Below are 24,300 nucleotides of genomic sequence, written 5' to 3'. Positions count from 1 at the left end.
CTCGCTGTTTCTTTAAGGTCATTTGTACGCTTTACTCACCGGTTGCTGCGGCGCGGTCAGAGTGGCGCGGCATATTTTGTTTGGAAAGGATACTTGGGTGGCTCTTATGATGCATGACGCTTTTTCCCTTCGCGGCCTCGCGGCAGGTTGCGCGCTGTTATTTCTTGTCGCACCTGCGGTGCAGGCTGCAGAACAACTCCCCGACGCCCCTTCGATTGACGCTCGCGCCTGGATCCTGATGGACTACGCCAGCGGGAAGGTGCTGAGCGAAGGCAATGCCGATGAAAAACTCGACCCGGCCAGTCTGACGAAGATCATGACCAGCTACGTGGTGGGGCAGGCGATAAAAGCGGGAAAAATTAAACTGACCGATATGGTGACCGTCGGGCGCGATGCCTGGGCGACCGGCAACCCGGCGCTGCGCGGCTCATCGGTGATGTTCCTCAAGCCCGGCATGCAGGTTTCAGTAGAAGATCTGAACAAAGGGGTCATCATTCAGTCCGGTAACGACGCCAGCATTGCCATTGCGGACTACGTGGCGGGCAGCCAGGACGCTTTCGTCAGCCTGATGAACGGCTACGCCAAAAAAATGGGGCTGACCAACACCACCTTTATGACCGTCCACGGCCTCGATGCGCCGGGGCAGTTCAGTACCGCCCGCGATATGGCGTTACTGACCAAAGCGATGATCCACGACGTACCGGAAGAGTACGCGGTACATAAAGAGAAAGAGTTTACCTTTAATAAAATTCGCCAGCCAAACCGTAACCGCCTGCTGTGGAGCACCAACCTCAACGCCGATGGCGTGAAAACCGGGACCACCGCCGGGGCCGGCTATAACCTGGTTTCTTCGGCCACTCAGGGCGATATGCGTCTGATTGCCGTGGTGCTGGGGACCAAAACCGACCGCATTCGCTTTAACGAGTCGGAAAAACTGCTAACCTGGGGCTTCCGCTTCTATGAAACCGTGACGCCGATTAAACCGGATGCCACCTTCGTCACCCAGCGCGTGTGGTTTGGCGACAGCAGCGAAGCGAAACTGGGGGCCGGCGAAGCGGGCTCTATCACCCTGCCGAAGGGCCAGCTGAAAAACCTGAAAGCCAGCTACACCTTAAACCAGCCGCAGCTTACCGCGCCGCTGGAGAAGGGGCAGGTGGTCGGGACTATCGACTTTAAGCTGAATGATAAAACCATCGAGCAGCGCCCGCTGATCGTCATGGAGCCGGTGAAAGAGGGCGGCTTCTTCAGCCGGATGATCGACTTCGTACTGATGAAACTGCACGGCTGGTTCGGCAGCTGGTTCTCCTGATGCCATGACCGCGCCCCGCGGGGCGCGGTCAGTTACGCTTCAATAGTGACGCTTCAATACAGCAGGGAGATCTGCTGTGCCTTCGCCAGCGCCACCAGCTCATCATCCGGGCAGATATCGCTGGCGATCACGTCAAACTTCGCTAACGCCCCCATGCGCGCCGGACGCACTTTGCCAAACTTGCTGTGGTCGACCACCAGTACATGGTAGCGCGCGTGTCGCATCGCCCAGTGTTTGACCGGCAGCTCCTCCAGGTTATAGCAGGTCGCCCCCTGTTCGCAGTCAATGCCCGCCGCCGAGTAAAAGGCGATGTCAGGGCTCAGATGGCTGAGGGTATCCTCAAGGCTCAGCGGCATAAAAATCGCGTTGCTGGCATGAAATTCTCCACCACACAGGACCGCGCGGCACTGGGGCTTTTCCTGCAGGGCCAGAAAGGTGTTCAGGGAGTAGCAGACGCCGGTGAAGGGCAAGGCATCGTCAATGGCGTCGATGATCCACGGGGTGGTGGTCCCGCAGTCGAAGAAGGCCATCTGATGGGGCTCCAGCAGCGCAGCCGCATGGCGGGCGGCGCGGCGTTTCTCCTCGACCAGCCGGGTCTTTTGGTCGCTGAGCAGGTAATGGGTGGCGCTGCGCGGCTCCAGCACAATGTATCCGCCGAGCAGCACGACCGGACCGCTGTGGCCGTTGAGGTCGCGACGAATGGTCATTTCCGACACCCCAAGCAGGGAGGCCGCTTCTTTCAGATGCAGCTTATCGCTGCGCTTGAGTGCCTGAATGAGTTGACTGATGCGTTCGTCACGGCGAGTTTCCATATTCCCTCTGCGCTAAAATCGCCCTGCGGAGGCAGGGCGTTAGCGGGATTTTACCTGTCGCTTGCGGGTTAGTCACGCGGTGGCCGCCGCGACGGTCGGCGTTTAGCCGCGCACCCAGCCTTTGCGGATCGGCAGGGAGAAGCAGAGGCGATAGAGGCGCTGCAGCTGACGGTACAGCGCCGGGCCGACAGTATGCCAGATTAGCGCCGCGCCAAGGCAGCCGCACATCCCGGCCAGCAGGCCGCCAACCATGTCCAGCGGCCAGTGGACGCCGAGATAGACGCGGGACCAGGCGATGGCGGCGGCAAGGGCCATCAGCAGGGCGCCGGACCACAGGCGATGCCAGAACAGAAAGGCCAGGGCAAAGGTAAAGCTGACGGTGCCATGGTCGCTGGGGAAGGAGTCGTCCGCCGCATGGTGCAGGAAGTTATAGCCCACGCCGGCGACAAACGGCCGATCGTGCGGATAGAGGTGGCCGATCGCCCATGAGACGGTCAGGCTGATCGTCAGCGCCAGCATCAGCTTAAAAACCATCTGCCGCTGGGCAGGCCCCCACAGCCACAAGGTCACCACCAGCAGGGGCACGATCAGAATCAAATCTTTAGCGATGAAAATCGCCACCTCAATGGCCCACTGCGGCGAGGCCGGGGTCGCGTTGAGCAGGGCGAACAGCGCGTAGTTAATATTTTCCAGCATAGACTTCCAGGCTCGTTGGTCCGATAGCAAATAAGCCGCCTACCCTAAATAAAAGCGGTGCGGAGATAAAGCAGCATTGTCTTAAAGATCAGGTTGTTATGAAATGTCGCCTCCTGAGGCGCGGCGCTAACCCCCTGAAAAGCGTCAGTATATCCTTTGTCACATTGCTGAAACATAAACGGAATATATACGCCGAGTGAATTGCAAAGAAGAAGCCTGACGATGGCGCGCAACTCGCAATATTGTGCGGTGTCACCCACAATTCACTATCTCCGCGCCGGGAGTTTCATTACACTTTGCGCGATTTTTGATAGATAAGAGATTTCATGCAAAATTATTCGCTTTCAGGCCGCCGCCTCGGAAGGCAGGCGCTGCTGTTCCCGCTATGTCTGGTGCTGTACGAGTTTTCCACCTATATCGGCAACGATATGATCCAGCCGGGTATGCTGGCCGTGGTTCAGGAATTCCAGGTGGGCAACGAGTGGGTACCCACCTCGATGACCGCCTATCTGGCCGGCGGCATGTTTTTACAGTGGCTGCTGGGGCCGCTGTCGGACCGCATTGGCCGCCGTCCGGTGATGTTGACCGGGGTGGTGTGGTTTATCGTCACCTGCCTGGCGACGCTGCTGGCGCAGACCATTGAGCAGTTCACCCTGCTGCGCTTCCTGCAGGGGATCAGCCTGTGCTTTATCGGCGCGGTCGGCTACGCGGCGATCCAGGAGTCCTTTGAGGAGGCGGTGTGTATTAAAATCACTGCCCTGATGGCCAACGTGGCGCTGATTGCTCCGCTGCTGGGGCCGCTGGTGGGCGCCGCCTGGGTGCATATCCTGCCGTGGGAGATGATGTTCGTGCTGTTCGCCGTGCTGGCGGCCATCTCGTTTGTCGGCCTGCAGCGGGCGATGCCGGAGACCGCGACGCGGCTGGGTGAAAAGCTGTCGGTCAAAGAGCTGGGCCGCGATTATCGCCTGGTGCTGAAAAACCTGCGCTTCGTCGCCGGCGCGCTGGCCACCGGCTTTGTCAGCCTGCCGCTGCTGGCGTGGATTGCCCAGTCGCCGGTCATTATTATCAGCGGCGAACAAGCCACCAGCTATGAGTATGGCATGCTGCAGGTGCCGATTTTCGGCGCGCTGATTGCCGGCAACCTGGTGCTGGCGCGCCTGACTTCGCGCCGTACCGTGCGCTCGCTGATTATCATGGGCGGCTGGCCGATCGTGTTTGGCCTGCTCCTCTCCGCGGCGGCGACGGTGGTCTCTTCCCACGCCTATCTGTGGATGACCGCCGGCCTGAGCTTCTACGCCTTCGGGATTGGCCTGGCGAACGCCGGCCTGGTGCGCTTAACCCTGTTCGCCAGCGAGATGAGCAAAGGCACGGTTTCGGCGGCGATGGGAATGCTGCAGATGCTGATCTTCACCGTCGGCATAGAGCTCAGCAAACATGCTTACGAGCTGGGCGGCAATGGGCTGTTCAGCCTGTTTAACCTGCTGGGCGGGGTGCTGTGGCTGGGGCTGATGATCTACTTCCTGAAAGATAAAAGCGTCGGCAATTCGCAGCAGGGGTAACCGGTTTTCAACCCGGATGCGCTTGCATCCGGGTCTTATCAGGCGAACGGCGCTTCGCGATCCAACACCTTATCGATAATCTGCAGAACCCCCTCTTCGTTGTTGTGCGGCGCATGATAGCGGGCGACGGCTTTGACGTCTTCCCGGGCGTTGGCCATGGCGAAGCCAAACCCGGCGTGCTGCAGCATTTCGATATCGTTGCCGCTGTCGCCGAACGCCACCACCTCATGATCCTCGATGCCCCAGCGCTGCTGCAAAATACGCAGGCCGTTGGCTTTGTGCACCCCCGGGATAATTAAGTCGATGCTGCCGTAGCCGGTGGCCACTGCGGTCACCATGTCCCCCAGCGCCGCGTGCAGCCTCGGCTGAATTTCCGGGATCAGGCGGTCCGGCACGTTGAGACCAAATTTGAGGATGGTGTCATCGAGATGGTTAAAATCATCCACCAGTTCAAGGCGGTGATAATACTTCGCCGCCACCGTCTTCAGCGCGTCGTTGTAGCGGTTGAGGGTGTAGGCGCTGCGCTTCCCGCAGGCGATGATTTCGATATTCGGCAGCGTCTGCAGATGGTCGACCACGGCGTTGAAATGGTGAACCGGCAGCTGGCAGTTGAAGACGTCTTCATTGTCGCTCACCACCCAGCCGCCGTTTTCCGCCACGAAGGCGATCTGGTGGGCGATCTCCGGGAAGAAGGAGATCAGCTGGTAGTACTGGTTGCCGCTGGCGACCACGAAGCGAATGTTTTGCTCGCGCATTCGCTGATACTGGGCGAGGAAGCGCGGCCGGTTGTAAGTTTTGGCATCGCTTAAAAAGGTGCCGTCCATATCCACCGCAATCAGTTTGATGCTCATTAGCTGTTCTCCATAACGGGTTCAGACTGTGGCTTAGCCACCGCGCGGGCGACCAGCGCCGCCACCATCACCAGGCCCAGCACCACCATCATGGCGCTGCGCAGGCCGAAATGCTCGCCGAGGAAGCCCAGCAGCGGCGGCCCGACGAGGAAAGCAAGATACCCGGTAATCGCCACCACGCTGACGCGCTTAGGGGCATCCGGACCGGTATCGCTGGCGGCGGAGATGGTCAACGGGAAGCCGAGCGAGGCGCCAATGCCCCACAGCAGCACCGAAATGCCCGCCACCCAGGGGTTGTCGACGAAGATAATCAGGCCAATGCCCAGAGCGCCCATCACCGCGCTGCCACGAACCACCGTCACCCGGCTGTAGCGATCGATAAACCAGCCGCCGGTAAAGCGGCCCAGCGTCATGCCGAGGGTGAAGCCGGCATAGATCAGCGAGCCGGAGGTGGGGCTAAAGCCGTGGCCGTCCACCATCAGCAGCGGCAGCCAGTCATTGGCCGAGCCTTCGGCAAAGGCCATCGCCAGGACGATGACCCCGATAAGCAGCAACTGCGCGTCGCGCCATACCGGCAGACCTTTCGCCTCGCCGTGGGCGGCTTCGGCGGCATTTTTACCGGTACCCTCCGGAATGGCGCGGATGGCAATGGCGATGGGCAGAATGGCCACCAGCGCGGCCGCCAGGATATGCGGGGCGGCGGGCAGGCCGAACCCGGTCACCGCCATGCCCACCCCGGCGCCGAACAGGGTGCCAAAGCTGTAGAAGCCGTGCATCATCGGCAGCACCGTTTTATTCATCTCCCGCTCAACCGCCGCGCCCTCGACGTTAATGGCGACCTCTGCCGAGCCAAAGCTGGCGCCAAAGATGGCCAGACCGAAGGCGAACAGCGGGGCGGAGGCAAGCCACAGCGCCAGGCTGAGCACCAGCATGCCGAGTACGGCGAAGGACATGGTGGTGCGGATGACCTTGCGGGTGCCAAAGCGCTTCACCAGCCACGCCGAGCAGAGAATACCGCTCATCGATCCCACCGACAGGCCAAACAGCACGACGCCCATCTCTGCGGTAGAAAGCGCCAGCAGATCGCGGATCGCCGGCGTGCGGGTGGCCCAGGAAGCCATTAATAAGCCGGGGATGAAAAAGAACATAAACAGCGCCCACAGTCGAAGCTGGAGCGCTCTGCGCGAAGATTGCGTCGTCATCCGTAAACGCCTTAAAGGAGAAGAGTGAAGACAACAGTAGCAAGCATGTGTACATTTGTACATAAACCGGAAGAGGAAAATCATGGCCCGTAGACCGAACGATCCGCAGCGCCGCGAGCGCATCCTGCAGGCGACGCTGGACACCATCGCGGCGCACGGCGTCCATGCGGTGACGCACCGTAAAATCGCCACCTGCGCGAATGTGCCGCTGGGGTCGCTGACCTACTATTTCAGTGGCATCGAGGCGCTGATCGAGGAGGCGTTCAGCCTGTTTACCGCCGAGATGTCGGCGCAGTATCAGCAAAGCTTCGCCGGGGTAGCGAACCGGCAACAAGCCTGCGATGCCATCGCGGAGCTGATCTTCAGCGCCCAGGTGACCACGGCGCGCAATATGGAGCTGATGTACCAGCTGTACGCGTTCTGTAGCAGCCAGCCAGCGCTGAAGGCGGTGATGCAGAACTGGATGCGGCGCAGCCAGCAGACGCTGGAGCAGTGGTTTGCCCCTGACACCGCCCGCGGCCTCGACGCCTTTATTGAAGGGATGACCCTGCACTTTGTCACCGATCGCGCGCCGCTGTCAAAGGCGGCGATCCGCATGATGGTCGGGCAGCTGGCAGGGGAGAGGGCGCAGGAAGAGGGGCGCTGAGGCGGCGTTTCAGCCGGAATGGCTAAACGCAGGCAACAAAAAACCCATCAACCTTGAACCGAAGTGGCGGGGTTGATGGGCTCCACAAAATGGGGACATCAAAGAAAAGCAGTGGCATTACTTATGACTGATGCCCTGAGAAAAAGTTCTGCCTGTGGCGGCTTTTTTCGCAAAAAATTTATTGTAGCCCTGGCCAGATGATCACGATGAGCGTCCCGGCGAGGGTGAGCAGCACGTTGGCGATGGCGTAGGTGCCCGCATAGCCGAGCGCCGGAATATTGCTGCGCGCAGTATCGCTGATGATCTCCATCGCCGGCGCGCAGGTGCGGGCCCCCATCATGGCGCCGAACAGCATCGCCCGGTTCATGCGCAGCACGTAGGCGCCGAACAGGAAGCAGATCACCACCGGCACCAGGCTGACGATAAGCCCGGCCGCCAGCATCTGGCCGCCGACGGCGCCCAGCCCGTTATTGATCCCGGCCCCGGCGCTGAGCCCGACCCCGGCCATAAACACCATCAGGCCAAACTCTTTCACCATGTTCAGCGCCCCCTGCGGGATATAGCCGAAGGTTGGGTGGTTGGCGCGCAGGAAGCCAAGCATGATGCCGGCGAACAGCAGGCCGGCAGCGTTGCCGATGCCGAAGCTGAAGGAGCTGAACTGGAAGGTGATCATGCCGATCATCAGGCCGACGATAAAGAAGGCGCAGAAGGCGAGGAGGTCGGTCACCTGGCTGTGAATGGAGATAAAGCCGATGCGGTCGGCTACGGTCTTCACGCGGCGGGCGTCGCCGCTGACCTGCAGCACGTCGCCTTTGTTCAGCACCACGTTGTCGTCGATAGGCATCTCGATCTGGCTGCGAATGACCCGGTTCAGGAAGCAGCCGTGATCGGTAAGCTTGAGCTGCGCCAGGCGGCGGCCGACGGCGTTGTGGTTTTTGACCACAATCTCTTCGGTGACGATGCGCATGTCGAGCAGGTCGCGGTCGAACACCTCTTTACCGTTGCGGAAGCTCGGGTCGAGGCGGGCGTGCGCGTCCGGGTAGCCCACCAGCGCAATATCGTCGCCCATCTGCAGCACCGCGTCGCCGTCCGGGTTGGCCAGAATGCCGTTGCGGCGGATGCGTTCGATATAGCAGCCGGTCTGGCGATAAATGCCCAGCTCGCGCAGATTTTTGCCATCCGCCCATGCCACCAGCTCCGGGCCGACGCGATAGGCGCGGATCACCGGCAGGTAGACTTTACGTTTGGAATCGGTATCGAGGCCGCGCTCGCGGGCGATTTGCTGGGCGCTGGTCTGCAGATCCTGATGCTGCAGCTTGGGCATATAGCGGGCGCCGACGATCAGGCTCACCAGACCAACCAGGTAGGTCAGGGCATAGCCGAGGCTCAGGTGGTCAAGCGACTGCGCCAGCTGATCGCTGGGCAGGCCGAAATGGCGCAGGGTGTCCCCCGCGCCCACCAGCACCGGGGTGGAGGTCATCGCCCCCGCCAGCATACCGGCGGTGAGCCCGATATCCCAGCCGAACACTTTACCCAGCACCATGGCGATCAGCATCGCGCTGCCGACCATCACCAGGGCCAGCATCAGATAGTTTTTCCCGTCGCGGAAAAAAATCGAAAAAAAGTTAGGACCGGCTTCCACGCCGACGCAAAAAATAAACAACATAAAGCCGAGATTAAGGGCATCGGTGTTAATCGCGAAATGCTGCTGACCTAATAATAGAGAAACGACTAAAACGCCAATGGAATTACCAAGTTGTACTGAGCCGAGACGCAGTTTTCCCAGGCATAGTCCTAATGCAAGTACAACGAATAATAACAGGATGTAATTCCCGTTTAACAAATCTGCGACGTTTATATTCACGAAAGCCAACTTCTCGTTTACTAGTAAGTTGTTGAAGGAAATGGTTATTTGGTCTAAGGTTGCTCAGGCGTTCGCGTTGTCGCGAACCTATTCTGGCACCCTGTTATAACCAGCAAAAATATACCCGCTAGTTTAATCCTTCCTGGATGCGGCGGCTAGTGACAATCGTTTTTAGGCTGGTAGGGGAGTTATTGGCATGGATTGCCGAAATGCTTTATCTGACTGGGCGACGTGGACGTGAGTTAGAGGCAACATCAGGAGGATACGGTGAAATCTGAGCGTAGTTGGGCCGGCATTATCTGTGGCTTCGTTCTGTTCATTGTGGTGTGCTTATCGTTGTTGTTACATATGAAAGGGGCCTTTCGCGCCAGCGGCAACCCGGAGCTGGGCCTGCTCTTCTTTTTGCTGCCAGGGGCGGCGGCGAGCTGTCTCTCTCCCGGACGGCGGGTGCTGCGTCCTTTGCTCGGCGCGATACTGGCGGCGCCGGTCTGTATGGTGACGATGCGGCTGTTTTTCGTCACGCACCGGACGTTCTGGCAGGAGATGGCGTGGGTACTGAGCGCGGTGTTCTGGTGTGCGCTCGGGGCGTTGTGCTTTTTGTTTATCTGCGCCTGGCTTGATACCTGGCGCAGTCATTCATCGAGTAAATAAATTTACTCAGGCAAACAGGCCAAGGTTCTCTTTCGCCCAGGCTTCGAAATCGGTGCAACCGCCGATGTGTTTCTGGTCGACGAAAATCTGCGGTACGGTTTCAACCGGTTTGCCGACGGTTTTTTCCAGATCAGCTTTGCTGATGCCTTCGGCGTGAATATCCACGTAACGGTAGTTAAAGTCATCACGCTCGTTGGTCAGTTTTTCTGCCAGCTCTTTGGCGCGAACGCAGTAAGGGCAGCCTGGACGACCAAAAATAACGGTAAACATTGCTTCTCTCCTTAAACCTCAGCCGGATGGCGAATGGCGCTTATGATGCCTGCATTGGCCGGTGAGGGAAAGAAGGTTCTGCCTTTTGCTTCGATGGTTTACGGCTATGTTTGATAAATGTCGTACTATCAAAACCCGTATACTGACCCGGCGGCGCGGTGGCATTGGCTGGCGCGCCGCGTTTATCAACCGGAGAGGCGTGATGCGAAAATTTGCCCCGTTGCCAAAAAGCATACTGCTGGTTGAGATCCTCGGGATGGGGCTGTTAACCCTCGCCTGGCTCTCGCTTAACCAGTATGTCCAGCTGCCTGCGCCCATTGCCAGCCCGACCGCGGCGCTGGTGATGCTCTTTGCCGGGATCGTGCTGATGATCCCCGCCGCCATCGTCGTGATGTGGCGGATGGCGCAGATCGTGGCCCCGCAGTTAACCCACTCTCCTGAGCCTGAATCCTTGTCTGACAGAGAAAAACGAAATGACGCCGACCATTGAGCTGCTGCGCAGCCACCGTTCTATCCGCCACTTCACCGATGCGCCCGTGAGCGACGAACAGCGCGCGGCGATTATCGCCAGCGCGCAAGCGGCATCTACCTCGAGTTTTTTACAGTGCACCTCCATCATCCGTATTACCGACCCGGCCCTGCGTGAACGTCTGGTCCCGCTGACCGGCGGCCAGCAGCACGTCGCCCAGGCGGCGGAGTTTTGGGTCTTCTGCGCCGACTTTAACCGCCACCTGCAGATCTGCCCGCAGGCGGAGCTGGGGCTGGCGGAACAGCTGCTGATCGGCGTTGTCGATACGGCGCTGCTGGCGCAAAACGCGCTGACCGCCGCCGAGTCCCTCGGGCTGGGTGGCGTCTATATCGGCGGCTTGCGCAACAGCATCGAGGCGGTGACCGAGCTGCTGGAGCTGCCGCAGCACGTCCTGCCGCTGTTCGGTCTTTGCCTTGGCTGGCCGGCGGATAACCCGGACATCAAGCCGCGGATGCCGGCCGCCATGCTGGTGCATGAGAACCGCTATCAGCCGCTGGATCACGCGCTGCTGGCGGAGTATGACGAACAGCTGGCGCACTATTATCTGTCGCGCGGCAGCAACGCCCGCCGCGATACCTGGAGCGATCATATCCGTCGCACTATCGTGAAAGAGAGTCGTCCGTTTATTCTCGACTATCTGCATAAGCAGGGGTGGGCAACGCGCTGATTACGTGTACACTGCTGCTCCGGCCAGGCGGTATCCGCCGCTGGCGGCAGGAAAGGTGGATGTGTGTTCGATAGCTGAGGCCCGCCAGTGCGGGTCTTTTTGCAGAGGTGCAGGATGAAAATTGCCATATTATCCCGGGATGGAACGCTTTATTCATGTCGACGCCTGCGCGAAGCGGCGCAACAGCGCGGGCATCAGGTCGAGATCCTCGATCCGCTTTCCTGTTATATGAACGTCAGCCCGGTGGCCTCTTCGATCCACTATAAAGGGCGCCAGCTGCCGCACTTTGATGCGGTGATCCCGCGCATTGGCTCGGCGATTACCTACTATGGCACCGCGGCCCTGCGTCAGTTTGAGCTCCTGGGAAGCTATCCGCTGAACGAATCGGTCGCCATCACCCGCGCTCGCGATAAGCTGCGCTCGCTGCAGCTGCTGGCGCGCCAGGGCATCGATCTGCCGCTGACCGGCATCGCTCACTCCCCCGATGACACCAGCGATCTGATCGCCATGGTCGGCGGCGCGCCGCTGGTGGTGAAGCTGGTGGAGGGCACCCAGGGGATCGGCGTGGTGCTGGCGGAGACCCGCCAGGCGGCGGAGAGCGTGATCGACGCCTTTCGCGGGCTGAACGCCCACATCCTGGTGCAGGAGTACATTGCCGAGGCGAAAGGCTGCGATATTCGCTGCCTGGTGGTCGGCAATGAGGTGGTGGCGGCGATCGAACGGCGGGCGAAAGAGGGCGATTTTCGCTCTAACCTGCACCGTGGCGGCATGGCTACGGTGGCGCAGATTAGCGATGAGGAGCGCGCCATTGCCATCAAGGCGACGCAAACCCTGGGCCTGGACGTCGCCGGTGTCGATATTTTACGCGCCACCCGCGGGCCGCTGGTGATGGAGGTGAATGCCTCGCCCGGACTGGAAGGCGTGGAAACCACCTCCGGCGTGGACATCGCCAGCAGGATGATCGCCTGGATCGAGCGCCAGGCGACACCGGAATTCTGTTTGAAAATAGGCGGCTAACCGCCGGATGCAAGACTGTCATGGTATGCGGCGCTTTTTTTGCGTAAGCTATGGCGTCGTTTTTCCACTGTAAGAGGTCACAGGCACTATGGATTCACTGGTCGTTCCAGGTCTGGATACGCTACGTCGCTGGCTGGATGAGATCGGCATCAGCTTTTTTGAGTGCGATTCCTGTCAGGCATTGCACCTGCCGCATATGCAGAATTTCGACGGTATTTTTGATGCCAAAATTGACCTGGTGGATAACGTGGTGCTCTTTTCCGCCCTGGCGGAGGTGAAGCCGTCTGCTTTACTGGCGCTGTCGGCGGATCTCTCGGCCATCAACGCCAGTTCGTTAACCGTGAAGGCGTTTATCGACATTCAGGACGATAATTTGCCCAAGCTGGTGGTCTGCCAGTCGCTGTCTATCGGCCCCGGGGTGACGATGGAGCAGTTCGCCTGGTTCTTCCGCCAAAGCGAGGAGCAGATCTCGATGGTGATCCTCGAAGCCGGCGCCAATCAGCTGCTGTACAAAGGCGAAGAAGAAGAGCCGGCCGCAGAAAACGTGCAATACCATTTTCTTCACTAAACCTGCCTAAAATTAGCGCAGCCACTACCGCAGCGGCTGCGTATTACCCGCTTTTATTCTGCATTTAACCTTTCTTTAAAGCATTATTCACCGCCATTCAGGCCGTTTTGGCTTATCACGTAGACCGTTATTGCATAAAAATTTGATAAAAGGCGTTTTTTTACCTGGGCTATAGCCTCTTATTCTGGCTACAGTTATTCTGGCGATGCTTCCAGTTGCGAGCAACCACTCCGGGAGAGATCCGCTCTCCTTTTCTCAGGCAATGAAAAAATATGCATGATTTTTGCATGCGTAGAAATGCGTATATTTGAGCCCGTAAGTTAACGGGCGTTGAGAAGGAAAAGAGATATGACCGCCTTTGGTAAAAAATGGTTAACAGGTCTGGTTACGGGTGCGCTGATGGCCGTCTCTGCCGGTTCGCTCGCCGCCGAACAAAAAACCCTGCATGTCTATAACTGGTCTGATTATATTGCGCCGGACACCGTGGCCAATTTCGAAAAAGAGACCGGGATTAAAGTCGTGTATGACGTTTTTGATTCCAATGAAGTGCTGGAAGGTAAATTAATGGCCGGCAGCACCGGTTTCGATCTGGTGGTGCCATCGGCCAGCTTCCTTGAGCGCCAGCTGGCGGCGGGCGTGTTCCAGCCGCTGGATAAGAGCAAGCTGCCGAACTGGAAGAATCTCGACCCCGAAGTGCTGAAGCTGGTCGCCAAGCATGACCCGGAGAATAAATACGCCATGCCTTACCTGTGGGCGACGACGGGCATTGGCTACAACGTTGATAAAGTGAAAGCCGTCCTCGGCAAAGATGCGCCGGTGGACAGCTGGGATCTGGTGCTGAAGCCGGAGAACCTTGAAAAACTGAAAAGCTGCGGCGTCTCCTTCCTCGACGCGCCGGAAGAGATTTTCGCCACCGTGCTGAACTACCTTGGCAAGGATCCGAACAGCAGCAAAGCGAATGATTACACCGGTCCGGCCACCGATCTGCTGCTGAAGCTGCGGCCGAACATTCGCTACTTCCACTCTTCGCAATATATTAACGACCTCGCCAATGGCGACATCTGCGTGGCGATCGGCTGGGCAGGGGACGTCTGGCAGGCGGCGAACCGCGCGAAAGAGGCGAAGAACGGCGTCAACGTCTCCTACTTTATTCCTAAGGAAGGCGCCCTGGCGTTCTTTGACGTCTTTGCGATGCCGGCCGACGCTAAGAATAAAGATGAGGCCTATCAGTTCCTTAACTATCTGATGCGCCCGGATGTGATCGCCAAAATCAGCGACCAGGTGTTCTACGCCAACGGCAACAAGGCCTCCACGCCGCTGGTCAGCGAGACTATCCGTAACAACCCGGCGATTTATCCGCCTGCGGATGTGTTCGCCAAACTGTTCACGCTGAAGGTGCAGGATCCGAAGATCGACCGCGTGCGCACCCGCGCGTGGACCAAAGTGAAGAGCGGTAAATAAACTCTGACGGCCCGGTAAGCGGGCCGTATCAGAACGGCACTCGCCGGGAAATGGCAGCGCGCCCGGCGAGCAGAAGCACCAGGATGGTGCACCTGCACTGTTAAGCACGAAGTATGGCACCGGACCATATGGTGATCGTTTTTTTGCCGGAGAGCACCCGATTGAACGACGTAATGCCCCGCCCACAGGCGAAAGCCCCCAAAGCGCTGACCCCGCTGCTGGAAATCCGTAACTTAACCAAGTCGTTTGATGGCCAGCACGCTGTCGACGATGTCAGTCTCACTATTTATAAAGGCGAAATTTTTGCTCTGCTGGGCGCATCAGGCTGCGGGAAATCGACCCTGCTGCGCATGCTGGCGGGCTTTGAGCAACCGACCGCCGGACAGATTATGCTCGACGGCGTGGATCTGGCGCGCGTACCGCCCTATCAGCGGCCTATCAATATGATGTTCCAGTCCTACGCCCTGTTTCCCCATATGACCGTTGAGCAGAATATCGCTTTCGGTCTGAAGCAGGATCGTCTGCCTAAGGCGGAAATCACCGCCCGGGTGCAGGAGATGCTGGCTCTGGTGCACATGCAGGAGTTCGCTAAACGTAAGCCGCACCAGCTCTCTGGCGGTCAGCGCCAGCGCGTCGCGTTGGCGCGCAGCCTGGCGAAACGACCAAAGCTGCTGCTGCTCGACGAGCCGATGGGGGCGCTGGATAAAAAGCTGCGCGATCGCATGCAGCTGGAGGTGGTGGATATTCTTGAGCGCGTTGGCGTGACCTGCGTGATGGTGACTCACGATCAGGAAGAGGCCATGACCATGGCGGGCCGTATCGCCATCATGAACCGCGGCAAGTTTGTGCAGATTGGCGAACCGGAAGAGATTTACGAGCACCCGACCACCCGCTACAGCGCCGAGTTCATCGGCTCGGTGAACGTCTTTGAAGGGCTGGTGAAAGAGCGTCTGGAAGATGGCCTGGTGCTGCGCTCGCCGGGACTGGTGCATCCGCTGAAGGTCGACCCCGACGCCTCGGTGGTGGACAACGTGCCGGTGTGGGTGGCGCTGCGTCCGGAGAAGATCATGCTGTGCGATGAGCCGCCGGCGGATGGCTACAATTTTGCCGTCGGCGAGGTGATTCATATCGCCTATCTGGGGGATCTCTCCATCTACCATGTGCGCCTGCAAAGCGGGCAGATGATCAGCGCCCAGCTGCAGAATGAGCACCGCCATCGGAAAGGAACGCCCACCTGGGGTGACGAGGTGCGTTTATGCTGGGATGCGGACAGCTGCGTTGTACTGACGGTGTAAGGAGAGGGCGATGAGTACCGTTGAATCCCCGTCAGGGGCGAAAAAACCGGGCGGCTTCGCGCTGTGGGCGGCGCGCCTGCAGATGGCGCATGGCCGCAAGCTGGTGATCGCGCTGCCCTATCTGTGGCTGATCCTGTTGTTTATGCTGCCGTTCCTGATCGTGTTCAAGATAAGTCTTGCCGAGATGGCGCGGGCGATCCCTCCCTACACCGATCTGATGGAGTGGGCGGATGGTCAGCTGACGCTGACCCTTAACTTTGCCAACTTCCTGCAGCTGACCGACGATCCGCTCTATTTTGAGGCTTATCTGCAGTCGCTGCAGGTGGCGGGCATCTCGACGCTCTGCTGCCTGCTGCTGGGCTATCCGCTGGCCTGGGCGGTGGCGCACAGCAAGCCGTCGACGCGCAATATTCTGCTGTTGCTGGTGATCCTCCCGTCGTGGACGTCGTTTTTGATCCGCGTCTATGCCTGGATGGGACTGCTGAAAAGCAACGGGGTGTTGAATAACTTCCTGCTGTGGCTAGGGGTTATCGATCAGCCGCTGGAGATCCTGCACACCAACCTGGCGGTATATATCGGTATCGTCTATGCCTATCTGCCGTTTATGGTGCTGCCTATCTACACCGCGCTGACCCGCATCGACTATTCGCTGGTGGAGGCCTCGCTGGATCTCGGCGCCCGGCCGCTGAAGACCTTCTTTCAGGTGATCGTTCCGCTCACCAAAGGGGGGATTATCGCTGGCTCCATGCTGGTGTTTATCCCGGCGGTGGGGGAGTTCGTGATCCCGGAGCTGCTGGGCGGGCCGGACAGCATTATGATTGGCCGCGTGCTGTGGCAGGAGTTCTTTAACAACCGTGACTGGCCGGTGGCTTCGGCGGTGGCGATTGTCATGCTGCTGCTGCTGATCGTGCCGATCATGTGGTTCCATAAGCACCAGCAAAAACAGATGGGAGAGCAGGGATGAACGACTTGCCGGTAGTACGCTCGCCGTGGCGCATTCTGATCCTCGTGCTCGGGTTCACCTTCCTCTATGCCCCGATGCTGATGCTGGTGATCTACTCCTTCAATAGCTCAAAGCTGGTGACGGTCTGGGCCGGGTGGTCAACGCGCTGGTATAGCGAGCTGTTCCACGATGACGCGATGATGAGCGCGGTGGGGCTCAGCCTGACTATCGCCGCCTGCGCGGCGACGGCGGCGGCGATCCTTGGCACCATTGCCGCGGTGGTGATGGTGCGCTTTGGACGTTTTCGCGGCTCCAACGGCTTCGCGTTTATGATCACCGCGCCGCTGGTCATGCCGGACGTGATCACCGGGCTCTCGCTGCTGCTGCTGTTCGTGGCGCTGGGACATGCCATCGGCTGGCCGTCGGATCGCGGGATGCTGACCATCTGGCTGGCGCACGTCACCTTCTGTACCGCCTACGTGGCGGTGGTGATCTCCTCGCGCCTGCGTGAGCTGGACCACTCGATCGAAGAGGCGGCGATGGATCTGGGCGCCGCGCCGCTGAAGGTCTTCTTCGTCATCACGCTGCCGATGATTATGCCAGCGGTGATCTCCGGCTGGCTGCTGGCCTTCACGCTGTCGCTGGATGACCTGGTGATCGCCAGCTTTGTCTCCGGTCCCGGGGCCACGACCTTGCCGATGCTGGTCTTCTCCAGCGTGCGCATGGGGGTCAACCCGGAGATTAACGCCCTGGCGACGCTCATCCTCGGCGTGGTCGGCGTTGTTGGTTTTATCGCCTGGTATTTGATGGCCCGCGCAGAAAAGCAGCGAGTGCGCGATATCCAGCGTGCAAGACAAGGCTGAACCACCTAAAATCGGTACAGCAGCCTCCGGTCGGCGCCACTCTGTGGCGCCGTTTTCATGGAAGACATTACGTTGGGATTGTTTACGAAAACTCGCTCATCGCATGCCCGCCTTAACGTCCCTGCGCTGGTGCAGGTGGCGGCCTTTGCGATTATTTTGATTCGCGGTCTGGATCTGCTGATGATCCTCAATTTGTTGGGCCTGCAGGGGCTGAACGAATTCATACACCGTAGCGTCCAGACCTGGAACCTGACGCTGGTCTTCCTCGGCAGCCTGGCGCTGGTGTTTATCGAAATCTGGTGCGCCTTCTCGCTGGTGAAAGGGCGCAACTGGGCGCGCTGGGTCTATCTGCTGACGCAGATGATAGCCGCCGGCTACCTGTGGGCGGCGTCGCTGGGCTACGGGTATCCGGAGCTGTTCAGTATTCCCGGCGAATCCAAACGGGAGATCTTCCACTCGCTGGTGATGCAAAAACTGCCGGATCTGCTGGTCCTGACGCTGCTGTTTGTGCCAGCGACCTGCCGTCGGTTTTTCCGCCTGCAATAACGGTGATACAATCCCCGCCCCTGGAATTTTGAAGGTCAATTATGCATTGCGCACTCTACGACGCCGGCCGCTGCCGTTCCTGTCAATGGCTGGAACGGTCGGTTCCGCAACAGCTCGCCGATAAAATGGCCGACCTGCGCACGCTGCTGGCGGCAATCCCCGTCGCCGACTGGGGCGAGCCGGTCAGCGGGCCGGAGGCGGCTTTCCGTAACAAGGCCAAAATGGTGGTCAGCGGCAGCGTTGAGCGTCCGCTGCTGGGGATGCTGCACCGCGATGGCACCCCGGTGGACCTCACCGACTGCCCGCTCTATCCCGCCGAGTTTGCGCCGGTGTTTGCCGGCCTGAAGCCCTTTATCGCCCGCGCCGGGTTAACTCCCTACAACGTCGCGCGCAAGCGCGGGGAGCTGAAATATCTGCTGCTGACCGCCAGCCAGCAGGGGGAGATGATGCTGCGCTTCGTGCTGCGCTCAGAGGCCAAGGTGGCCCAGCTGCGCGCCGCGCTGCCCTGGCTTCAGGCACAGTTCCCGCAGCTCAAGGTGATCACGGCGAATATCCAGCCGGTGCATATGGCAATCATGGAAGGCGAGCAGGAGATCTTCTTCACCGAACAGCAGGCGCTGGGCGAGGTCTTTAATGAGGTGCCGCTGTGGATCCGTCCGCAAAGCTTCTTTCAGACTAACCCGACGGTAGCCAGCCGGCTGTACGCCACCGCCCGCGACTGGGTGCGCGCGCTGCCGGTCCAGCATATGTGGGATCTGTTTTGCGGCGTCGGCGGTTTTGGCCTGCACTGCGCGACGCCGGCGATGCGCCTGACCGGGATAGAGATAGCCCCGGAAGCGATCGCCTGCGCCAGGCAGTCTGCCGCGCAGCTGGGGCTCGGCAATCTGCATTTTCAGGCGCTGGACTCCACGCGGTTCGCCACGCATGAAGCGGATATCCCGCAGCTGGTGCTGGTCAACCCGCCGCGACGCGGCATTGGCGCTGAACTGTGCGACTATTTAAGCCGCATGGCGCCGCCCTACATTATCTATTCCAGCTGTAACGCCCGCACCATGGCGACCGACATTGCCCGTCTTAGCGGCTATCGCGTCGAGCGGGTCCAGCTGTTTGATATGTTCCCTCATACCGCCCACTACGAAGTGCTGACCCTGCTGGTCCGCGAAGTTTAAACAAAATGTGAAGGCTTTGCGCCGCCGAAATCGGGTAAGCTTGACGCAGCATGTTTTGTTATTGGTGGGGGGAATCTAATGGCCAAAACCATTCTGCTGGTGGAAGATGATGAGGATATAGCCACGCTGCTGCGGCTCAATCTGCAGGATGAGGGCTATCAGATTGTGCATGAGGCCGATGGCGGCCAGGCCCTCGCCCGACTGGAAACGCGGGTCTGGGATGCGGTGATCCTCGATTTGATGCTGCCCGGTGTCGACGGCCTGGAGATCTGCCGGCGCATCCGCCAGATGACCCGCTATCTGCCGGTGATCATCATCAGCGCTCGCACCAGCGAAATGCACCGTGTGCTGGGCCTGGAGATGGGCGCCGACGACTATCTGGCGAAACCCTTTTCGTTACTGGAGCTTATCGCCCGCGTTAAAGCGCTGTTTCGTCGCCAGGAGGCGATGGGGCAGAACCTGCTGATGGACGCCGGGCGCCTGTCCTGCCATGGTCTGAGCATCGATCCGCTGTCCCGCGAAGTGAGGCTGCGCGGCGAGATGGTGGACCTCACGCCGCGCGAATTCGAGCTTCTGTATTACTTTGCCCGCCATCCCGGGGAGGTGTTTTCCCGGCTGGCGCTGCTGGAGCAGGTCTGGGGATATCAGCATGAGGGCTATGAGCACACGGTCAATACCCATATCAACCGCCTGCGCAGTAAAATCGAACGTGACCCGGCCGAGCCGGACATCATTCTGACCGTCTGGGGAAAAGGCTATAAGTTCGCCCCGGTGACCCAGGAGGCCGCCCCGTGATCCGCCGCCTGAGCCTCAGCCAGCGGCTGGCGCTGGTGGTGGTCTCCCTGCTGATGCTGTGCGCGGCGGCGGTGTGCGCCGTTCAGTTACACAGCAGCGCGCAGTATGGCAACGCCATGGTGCAGCGCCTCTCCGCCGGGCTGGCTCAGCAAATTGTGGCCCGCGAACCGCTGCTGGACGCCCACGGCGAGGTCAACCGGCAAACCCTGAAGTCGCTGTTTGACCGCCTGATGACCTTTAATCCCAGCGTGGAGCTCTATCTGCTGTCGCCGGATGGCGACCTGCTGGCCGATGCGGCGCCGCCGGGCCATATCCAGCGCCAGCGGATCGACATGGCGCCGGTACAGGTTTTTCTCACCGGCAGTTCGTCGCCGGTGTATGGCGACGATCCCCGCAGCCTTGACGGGCGAAAAGTCTTCAGCGCCGCCCCGCTGCGCGTCGACGGCCAGCTGCGCGGCTACCTGTATATCATTTTGCAGGGGGAGACCTTTAATCAGCTGGCGGCCGACGCCTGGCAAAAAACGCTGTGGAGCATTGTTCTGTGGACCCTGCTGCTGGTGGCCCTGTTTGGTCTGCTGGCGGGAGGCCTGGCATGGTTCTGGGTTACCCGGCCTGTCCGCCAGCTCACCGCCCAGGTGGCGGCGAACGATCGGGACAGCATCAGCGCCATCAAAACCCTGGCGGCCCGCACGCCGGAGCCACAGCCCGGTAATGAGGTAGCGGTTCTTGAGAACCGCTTTATTGACCTTGCCCGGCAGATAGCCGGTCAGTGGGATCGACTGGCAGACAGCGACCGCCAGCGCCGCGAATTTGTGGCCAATATTTCCCACGATTTGCGCACGCCGCTGACTTCGCTGCTGGGGTATCTGGAAACGCTGACCCTGAAGGACGAAAGGCTGACCGCCGAGGAGCGCAGGCAGTATCTCACCATCGCCCTGCGCCAGGGCAACAAGGTGCGCCATCTTTCACAGCAGCTGTTTGAGCTGGCGCGACTGGAGCACGGGAGCATTAAGCCGCAGCGCGAGCGTTTCGCGATGGCGGAGCTGATTTCCGACGTGGCGCAGAAGTTTGAACTCACCGCCCGCACGCGCGAGGTGAACCTGCAAATTGATGTGCCGGGGCCGTTGCCGCTGATCAACGCCGATGTGTCGATGATTGAGAGGGTGGTGACCAACCTGCTCGATAACGCGATGCGGCATACTCCCGTCGGCGGGGAGATCCGTCTGGCGGTCTGGCAGGAGAATCAACAGCTCCAGGTTGAAGTGGCAGACAACGGAACGGGCGTCGATGCCGCGCTGCGTGATGATCTGTTCCAGCGGCCGTCGGCGTTGTCTACCCAGGCGTCGCGGGAGGATCGCGGTGGGTTAGGGCTGCTGATTGTGAAACGGATGCTGGAGCTGCACGGGGGCGGGATCCGGCTGGTGGAGTCGGTAAGCGGGGCGCGGTTCAGGTTCTTCGTGCCACTTTGAGAAATTGCCGGGTGGCGGCTACGCCTTACCCGGCTACGGGGACGGCCGGGTAAGCGCAGCGCCACCCGGCAAAAAAGTTACTCCGGGAACCACTGGTTGCTGATTTTCTGGTAGGTACCGTCGGCTTTAATCGCCTTCAGCGCGGCGTTCAGTTTCTCCAGCAGCGCCTTGTTATCCGGGCGCACGGCAATCCCAAGGCCGGTGCCGAAGTATTGCGGATCGGTTACTTTCGGCGTGGCTGCCCCCAGCTGTGGGTTGGTTTTCAGCCACTCGTTGACCACCGCCGTGTCGCCGAACACGCCGTCGATACGGCCATTTTTCAGGTCGATAATCGCGTTCTGGTAGCTGTCATAGGCGACGGTCTTCACCTCAGGATGTTTATCCTGCAGATATTTCTGGTGGGTGGTGCCGTTTTCCATGCCGATCCGTTTGCCTTTCAAATCATCGAACGAGTGGAACGCGTCTTTTTTGGCGATCACCAGCGCGGAGTTGGCGTAGTACGGGTCGGTGAAGGCCACCTGCTTGCTGCGTTCCGGCGTAATATCCATTCCGGAAATCACCGCGTCATACTTCTTAAACTTCAGCGCCGGGATCAGGCTGTCAAACGCGTGGTTGGTAAAGGTGCATTCTGCCTGCATTTGTTTGCACAGCGCATGGGCCAGATCGATATCAAAGCCGACAATCTGGTTATTCGCGTCCATCGATTCAAACGGCGGATAGGTCGCGGACACGCCGAAGCTGATTTTCTCCGCGGCGGCGGCGCCGAAGGTGAACGTGGTGAGCAGTGCAGCCAGAACTAACTTTTTCATCGTGGAACTCCCGTCTGTCAATCTTATGATTATTCGCCGTGTCTGCGGCATAGGGTGACAATGCCATTAAATGAATTTGTATTCAATAAAAATGATTAAATATTTTATTTTATATAAAAAAAGACGGACAGGTATTAGACTTGTCCGTCTTGTTGTTCGCTTATTATGCAAATACGCCAGGCGCTAGTTACGCCGTTCGAAAGCTAGCGCTTTGCGCTCCACCAGGCGCATCAACAGGGTCAGCAACCCGTTGACGATGAGATAAATAATCCCGGCGGCGCCGAACACCATCACGTCGTAGGTCCGTCCGTACAGCAGCTGGCCGTGACCCATCACTTCCATCAGGGTGATGGTGTAGGCCAGAGAGGTACTTTTGAACACCAGCACCACTTCGTTGGAGTAGGACGACAGCGCGCGTTTAAAGGCGTACGGCAGCAGGATCGCCAGGGTATCCTTTTTACTCATCCCCAGCGCGCTGCACGACTGCCATTGCCCGTCGGGGATCGCCCGGATGGCGCCGTAAAACAGCTGGGTGGTATAGGCGGCGCTGTTGAGCGACAGGGCGATCAGGGCGCACAGCCACGGCTCGGAGATAAGATGCCACAGCCATGGATATTCCTGCAGCGAAGGAAACTGCCCTGGGCCATAGTAGATCAGGAAGATCTGCACCAGCAGCGGCGTACCGGTAAACAGGGTGATGTAGCCGCGCACTATCCACACCAGCCCCGGCGTCTTCAGCGTCAGGATAATGGTAAAGATCAGCGACAGGATCAGCGCCACGATAATCGACGCCACGGTCAGCGTCAGGCTGGTATGCAGGCCTTTCAGCAGTTCGGGTAAGTAGTCGAGCATCAGCCTGGTCTCCGTTCGAAGCGCGTCGCACGCTGGTCAATCCGCTTAAGGATGTATTGACTCAACAGGGTGATGACGAGATAGATTGCCGCGGCAATGATATACCAGTTAAAGGGCTCCTGAGTGCGGGTGGCGATGCTTTTGGTCTGCAGCATCAGATCGTTGACGCTGATCAGGCTCACCAGCGCGGTGTCCTTCAGCAGCACCAGCCACTGGTTGCCGAGACCGGGCAGGGCATGGCGCCACATCTGCGGCATCACCAGGCGGAAGAAAATGGCCGCTTTCGACAGCCCCAGCGCCTGGCCGGACTCCCACTGACCCTGCGGAACGGCTTTCAGCGCGCCGCGCAGCGTTTGCGAGGCGTAGGCGGCATACAGTAGCGACAGGGCGATCGCCCCGCAGAGGAACGGACTGACGTCAAAGTTCTCAATCTGCATCTGCACCGGGATCTGCGTGAACCCGAGCGGGATGGTGAAACCGTCAGAGAGCGTCAGCAGCAGCTGGGACGAGCCGAAATAGATAAACAGCACCACCAGAATTTCCGGTAGGCCGCGCAGAATGGTCACAATGCCGGTTGCAAGCCAGGCTACCGGGCGCCATTTCACTGACTCCAGTACCGCGAAGAGCATCGCCAGGACGAGGCCGATGGCGAGCGCGCAAACGGCAAGGCCGACGGTCATCCCGGCGGCGCTTGCTAATGGAAAAATTTCGTTCATTCAGTCTTACTTCTGGAACCATTTGTTATAGATGGTCTGGTAAGTGCCGTCTTTCTTCACTTTTTCCAGCGCAGCGTTAAATTTCTGCTGCAGGTCGGTGTTGCCCTGACGCACGGCAATGCCCAGCCCGGTGCCGAAATAGGCTTTGTCGGTCACTTTATCGCCCACGGCCGCCAGCTTCGGATTGCTCTTCAGCCATTCGGTGACCACGGCGGTATCACCGAAGACCGCGTCAATACGACCGTTCTGCAGATCCAGCTTCGCATTCTGGTAGCTGTCGTAAGGCACGGTGGTGATTTCCGGATGTTTATCCGTGATAAATTTCTGGTGGGTGGTGCCGTTCTGTACGCCCACTTTTTTGCCCTTCAGCTGGTCAATGCTGGTGAACTTGCCCTGCTGACCGACGAACAGCGCCGAGTTGTCATAATACGGGGTGGAGAACAGGACCTGCTTTTCACGCTCAGGCGTGATGTCCATCCCGGCCATGACCGCGTCGAAACGGCGGAATTTCAGGCCCGGGATCAGGCTGTCAAAGGCCTGGTTGGTAAAGGTACAGGTGGCGTCGATCTCTTTACACAGCGCGTTAGCCAGATCCACATCGAAACCGACGATCTGGTTGTTGGCATCCACCAGCTCAAACGGAGGGTAGGAGGCCTCGGTGGCGAAACGAATGGTTTGCGCGGCGGAAGCGGAGAGGCTCATGCCTGCGAGCAGGGCGGCAATCAGTACTTTTTTCATCGT

At 59.4% G+C, this 24,300-nt stretch carries 26 protein-coding genes; 16 read left to right on the top strand and 10 right to left on the bottom strand.

The features are described from left to right. The first annotated feature begins 106 nt into the window (after positions 1–106). Positions 107–1,309, top strand: coding sequence for a serine-type D-Ala-D-Ala carboxypeptidase (dacC, locus tag ACOI7D_RS04275; protein ID WP_004201290.1), 1,203 nt, complete (start codon positions 107–109; stop codon positions 1,307–1,309). A 53-nt stretch (positions 1,310–1,362) separates the two neighbouring features. Here dacC and deoR read toward each other — a convergent pair whose 3' ends face one another. Continuing rightward, positions 1,363–2,121: a DNA-binding transcriptional repressor DeoR gene (gene deoR / locus ACOI7D_RS04270; RefSeq protein WP_023288975.1), complete on the bottom strand. Its 759-nt coding sequence runs from the start codon at positions 2,119–2,121 to the stop codon at positions 1,363–1,365. A gap of 102 nt (positions 2,122–2,223) precedes the next feature. Beyond that, positions 2,224–2,817 carry an undecaprenyl-diphosphate phosphatase gene (ybjG, locus tag ACOI7D_RS04265; RefSeq protein WP_023288976.1) on the bottom strand — a complete coding sequence of 198 codons (594 nt, stop codon included), beginning with the start codon at positions 2,815–2,817 and terminating at the stop codon, positions 2,224–2,226. A gap of 326 nt (positions 2,818–3,143) precedes the next feature. Between ybjG and kdeA the strand changes: the two genes are divergently transcribed. Then, positions 3,144–4,376, top strand: a complete 1,233-nt coding sequence (gene kdeA, locus ACOI7D_RS04260; protein WP_004201293.1) for a multidrug efflux MFS transporter KdeA — start codon at positions 3,144–3,146, stop codon at positions 4,374–4,376. A gap of 38 nt (positions 4,377–4,414) precedes the next feature. On the opposite strand, the gene ACOI7D_RS04255 is transcribed toward kdeA, so the two are convergent. Next, positions 4,415–5,227, bottom strand: a complete 813-nt coding sequence (locus ACOI7D_RS04255) for a Cof-type HAD-IIB family hydrolase (protein WP_050532933.1) — start codon at positions 5,225–5,227, stop codon at positions 4,415–4,417. After that, on the bottom strand, positions 5,227–6,429 hold the full coding sequence (locus tag ACOI7D_RS04250; RefSeq protein WP_017900139.1) for an MFS transporter: 1,203 nt from the start codon (positions 6,427–6,429) through the stop codon (positions 5,227–5,229). Before ACOI7D_RS04250 ends, ACOI7D_RS04255 begins: the two co-directional genes overlap by 1 nt. An 82-nt stretch (positions 6,430–6,511) precedes the next feature. Here ACOI7D_RS04250 and ACOI7D_RS04245 point away from each other — a divergent pair, with 82 nt between their 5' ends. After that, positions 6,512–7,075: a TetR/AcrR family transcriptional regulator gene (locus ACOI7D_RS04245; protein ID WP_053810610.1), complete on the top strand. Its 564-nt coding sequence runs from the start codon at positions 6,512–6,514 to the stop codon at positions 7,073–7,075. Positions 7,076–7,253: 178 nt separating this feature from the next. Here ACOI7D_RS04245 and ACOI7D_RS04240 read toward each other — a convergent pair whose 3' ends face one another. Next, complete coding sequence (locus tag ACOI7D_RS04240) at positions 7,254–8,939, bottom strand: aspartate:alanine antiporter (protein ID WP_004179131.1); 1,686 nt, start codon at positions 8,937–8,939, stop codon at positions 7,254–7,256. Positions 8,940–9,206: 267 nt separating this feature from the next. On the opposite strand from ACOI7D_RS04240, the gene ybjM reads away from it, so the two are divergent. After that, on the top strand, positions 9,207–9,590 hold the full coding sequence (gene ybjM, locus ACOI7D_RS04235; RefSeq protein WP_002896351.1) for an inner membrane protein YbjM: 384 nt from the start codon (positions 9,207–9,209) through the stop codon (positions 9,588–9,590). 6 nt (positions 9,591–9,596) lie between these two features. Here the strand turns inward: ybjM and ACOI7D_RS04230 are convergent, their stop codons facing one another. After that, positions 9,597–9,860: a GrxA family glutaredoxin gene (locus ACOI7D_RS04230; protein ID WP_002896352.1), complete on the bottom strand. Its 264-nt coding sequence runs from the start codon at positions 9,858–9,860 to the stop codon at positions 9,597–9,599. Between the two features lie 202 nt (positions 9,861–10,062). On the opposite strand from ACOI7D_RS04230, the gene ACOI7D_RS04225 reads away from it, so the two are divergent. The 12 genes from ACOI7D_RS04225 to ACOI7D_RS04170 all read left to right on the top strand — a co-directional run bounded on the left by ACOI7D_RS04225 (position 10,063) and on the right by ACOI7D_RS04170 (position 21,182). Continuing rightward, on the top strand, positions 10,063–10,350 hold the full coding sequence (locus ACOI7D_RS04225) for a YbjC family protein (RefSeq protein WP_004201326.1): 288 nt from the start codon (positions 10,063–10,065) through the stop codon (positions 10,348–10,350). After that, the gene (gene nfsA / locus ACOI7D_RS04220; RefSeq protein ID WP_087824360.1) at positions 10,334–11,056 is read left to right on the top strand and encodes a nitroreductase NfsA; all 723 of its coding nucleotides are present in this window, start codon (positions 10,334–10,336) and stop codon (positions 11,054–11,056) included. The genes ACOI7D_RS04225 and nfsA overlap by 17 nt, the downstream gene beginning before the upstream one ends. Before the next feature lie 114 nt (positions 11,057–11,170). Next, positions 11,171–12,073, top strand: a complete 903-nt coding sequence (gene rimK, locus ACOI7D_RS04215) for a 30S ribosomal protein S6--L-glutamate ligase (RefSeq protein ID WP_023288981.1) — start codon at positions 11,171–11,173, stop codon at positions 12,071–12,073. A gap of 88 nt (positions 12,074–12,161) precedes the next feature. After that, positions 12,162–12,641 carry a YbjN domain-containing protein gene (locus tag ACOI7D_RS04210; RefSeq protein ID WP_002896365.1) on the top strand — a complete coding sequence of 160 codons (480 nt, stop codon included), beginning with the start codon at positions 12,162–12,164 and terminating at the stop codon, positions 12,639–12,641. 348 nt (positions 12,642–12,989) lie between these two features. Continuing rightward, complete coding sequence (gene potF, locus ACOI7D_RS04205) at positions 12,990–14,102, top strand: spermidine/putrescine ABC transporter substrate-binding protein PotF (RefSeq protein WP_023288982.1); 1,113 nt, start codon at positions 12,990–12,992, stop codon at positions 14,100–14,102. Positions 14,103–14,263: 161 nt separating this feature from the next. Then, complete coding sequence (gene potG / locus ACOI7D_RS04200; RefSeq protein ID WP_044521950.1) at positions 14,264–15,397, top strand: putrescine ABC transporter ATP-binding subunit PotG; 1,134 nt, start codon at positions 14,264–14,266, stop codon at positions 15,395–15,397. Positions 15,398–15,407: 10 nt separating this feature from the next. Continuing rightward, complete coding sequence (gene potH, locus ACOI7D_RS04195) at positions 15,408–16,361, top strand: putrescine ABC transporter permease PotH (RefSeq protein ID WP_004201331.1); 954 nt, start codon at positions 15,408–15,410, stop codon at positions 16,359–16,361. Further along, positions 16,358–17,203 (top strand): putrescine ABC transporter permease PotI, encoded by an 846-nt coding sequence (gene potI, locus ACOI7D_RS04190; RefSeq protein WP_023288984.1) that lies wholly within the window; start codon positions 16,358–16,360, stop codon positions 17,201–17,203. Before potH ends, potI begins: the two co-directional genes overlap by 4 nt. Before the next feature lie 57 nt (positions 17,204–17,260). Continuing rightward, positions 17,261–17,749 carry a YbjO family protein gene (locus tag ACOI7D_RS04185; RefSeq protein WP_023288985.1) on the top strand — a complete coding sequence of 163 codons (489 nt, stop codon included), beginning with the start codon at positions 17,261–17,263 and terminating at the stop codon, positions 17,747–17,749. A 41-nt stretch (positions 17,750–17,790) separates the two neighbouring features. Further along, entirely contained in the window at positions 17,791–18,918 is a 1,128-nt protein-coding gene (gene rlmC, locus ACOI7D_RS04180) for a 23S rRNA (uracil(747)-C(5))-methyltransferase RlmC (protein ID WP_023288986.1), read from the top strand. Between the two features lie 78 nt (positions 18,919–18,996). Further along, positions 18,997–19,713, top strand: a complete 717-nt coding sequence (locus ACOI7D_RS04175) for a response regulator transcription factor (protein WP_023288987.1) — start codon at positions 18,997–18,999, stop codon at positions 19,711–19,713. Continuing rightward, positions 19,710–21,182, top strand: a complete 1,473-nt coding sequence (locus ACOI7D_RS04170; protein ID WP_044521891.1) for a sensor histidine kinase — start codon at positions 19,710–19,712, stop codon at positions 21,180–21,182. The genes ACOI7D_RS04175 and ACOI7D_RS04170 overlap by 4 nt, the downstream gene beginning before the upstream one ends. A gap of 77 nt (positions 21,183–21,259) precedes the next feature. Here ACOI7D_RS04170 and artJ read toward each other — a convergent pair whose 3' ends face one another. From artJ to artI, 4 genes are all read right to left on the bottom strand, one after another. Continuing rightward, positions 21,260–21,991, bottom strand: coding sequence for an arginine ABC transporter substrate-binding protein ArtJ (gene artJ / locus ACOI7D_RS04165; protein ID WP_004201336.1), 732 nt, complete (start codon positions 21,989–21,991; stop codon positions 21,260–21,262). A 183-nt stretch (positions 21,992–22,174) separates the two neighbouring features. Next, positions 22,175–22,843: an arginine ABC transporter permease ArtM gene (gene artM, locus ACOI7D_RS04160; RefSeq protein WP_004201338.1), complete on the bottom strand. Its 669-nt coding sequence runs from the start codon at positions 22,841–22,843 to the stop codon at positions 22,175–22,177. After that, positions 22,843–23,559 (bottom strand): arginine ABC transporter permease ArtQ, encoded by a 717-nt coding sequence (artQ, locus tag ACOI7D_RS04155; RefSeq protein WP_023288989.1) that lies wholly within the window; start codon positions 23,557–23,559, stop codon positions 22,843–22,845. Before artQ ends, artM begins: the two co-directional genes overlap by 1 nt. A 6-nt stretch (positions 23,560–23,565) precedes the next feature. After that, positions 23,566–24,297, bottom strand: a complete 732-nt coding sequence (gene artI, locus ACOI7D_RS04150; RefSeq protein ID WP_002896390.1) for an arginine ABC transporter substrate-binding protein ArtI — start codon at positions 24,295–24,297, stop codon at positions 23,566–23,568. Positions 24,298–24,300 lie beyond the last annotated feature (3 nt).

This window comes from Klebsiella sp. C360, assembly GCF_048822415.1.
GTDB classification, from domain to species: Bacteria; Pseudomonadota; Gammaproteobacteria; order Enterobacterales; family Enterobacteriaceae; genus Klebsiella; species Klebsiella quasipneumoniae.
The sequence above is the reverse complement of the archived record's forward strand: the minus strand, read 5'-3'. Positions and strand labels throughout refer to the sequence as shown.

Excerpts from the sequence above, each read along its gene's own strand:
- deoR (WP_023288975.1), bottom strand. The coding sequence starts at position 2,121 with ATGGAAACTCGCCGTGACGAACGCATCAGTCAACTCATTCAGGCACTC.
- rlmC (WP_023288986.1), top strand. The coding sequence starts at position 17,791 with ATGCATTGCGCACTCTACGACGCCGGCCGCTGCCGTTCCTGTCAATGG.
- kdeA (WP_004201293.1), top strand. The coding sequence starts at position 3,144 with ATGCAAAATTATTCGCTTTCAGGCCGCCGCCTCGGAAGGCAGGCGCTG.
- rimK (WP_023288981.1), top strand. The coding sequence starts at position 11,171 with ATGAAAATTGCCATATTATCCCGGGATGGAACGCTTTATTCATGTCGA.
- potF (WP_023288982.1), top strand. The coding sequence starts at position 12,990 with ATGACCGCCTTTGGTAAAAAATGGTTAACAGGTCTGGTTACGGGTGCG.
- ACOI7D_RS04250 (WP_017900139.1), bottom strand. The coding sequence starts at position 6,429 with ATGACGACGCAATCTTCGCGCAGAGCGCTCCAGCTTCGACTGTGGGCG.
- ACOI7D_RS04210 (WP_002896365.1), top strand. The coding sequence starts at position 12,162 with ATGGATTCACTGGTCGTTCCAGGTCTGGATACGCTACGTCGCTGGCTG.
- artJ (WP_004201336.1), bottom strand. The coding sequence starts at position 21,991 with ATGAAAAAGTTAGTTCTGGCTGCACTGCTCACCACGTTCACCTTCGGC.
- dacC (WP_004201290.1), top strand. The coding sequence starts at position 107 with ATGATGCATGACGCTTTTTCCCTTCGCGGCCTCGCGGCAGGTTGCGCG.
- artM (WP_004201338.1), bottom strand. The coding sequence starts at position 22,843 with ATGCTCGACTACTTACCCGAACTGCTGAAAGGCCTGCATACCAGCCTG.
- ACOI7D_RS04255 (WP_050532933.1), bottom strand. The coding sequence starts at position 5,227 with ATGAGCATCAAACTGATTGCGGTGGATATGGACGGCACCTTTTTAAGC.
- potI (WP_023288984.1), top strand. The coding sequence starts at position 16,358 with ATGAACGACTTGCCGGTAGTACGCTCGCCGTGGCGCATTCTGATCCTC.
- ACOI7D_RS04245 (WP_053810610.1), top strand. The coding sequence starts at position 6,512 with ATGGCCCGTAGACCGAACGATCCGCAGCGCCGCGAGCGCATCCTGCAG.
- ybjG (WP_023288976.1), bottom strand. The coding sequence starts at position 2,817 with ATGCTGGAAAATATTAACTACGCGCTGTTCGCCCTGCTCAACGCGACC.
- ACOI7D_RS04175 (WP_023288987.1), top strand. The coding sequence starts at position 18,997 with ATGGCCAAAACCATTCTGCTGGTGGAAGATGATGAGGATATAGCCACG.
- ACOI7D_RS04225 (WP_004201326.1), top strand. The coding sequence starts at position 10,063 with ATGCGAAAATTTGCCCCGTTGCCAAAAAGCATACTGCTGGTTGAGATC.
- potH (WP_004201331.1), top strand. The coding sequence starts at position 15,408 with ATGAGTACCGTTGAATCCCCGTCAGGGGCGAAAAAACCGGGCGGCTTC.
- ACOI7D_RS04185 (WP_023288985.1), top strand. The coding sequence starts at position 17,261 with ATGGAAGACATTACGTTGGGATTGTTTACGAAAACTCGCTCATCGCAT.
- artQ (WP_023288989.1), bottom strand. The coding sequence starts at position 23,559 with ATGAACGAAATTTTTCCATTAGCAAGCGCCGCCGGGATGACCGTCGGC.
- nfsA (WP_087824360.1), top strand. The coding sequence starts at position 10,334 with ATGACGCCGACCATTGAGCTGCTGCGCAGCCACCGTTCTATCCGCCAC.
- artI (WP_002896390.1), bottom strand. The coding sequence starts at position 24,297 with ATGAAAAAAGTACTGATTGCCGCCCTGCTCGCAGGCATGAGCCTCTCC.
- ACOI7D_RS04230 (WP_002896352.1), bottom strand. The coding sequence starts at position 9,860 with ATGTTTACCGTTATTTTTGGTCGTCCAGGCTGCCCTTACTGCGTTCGC.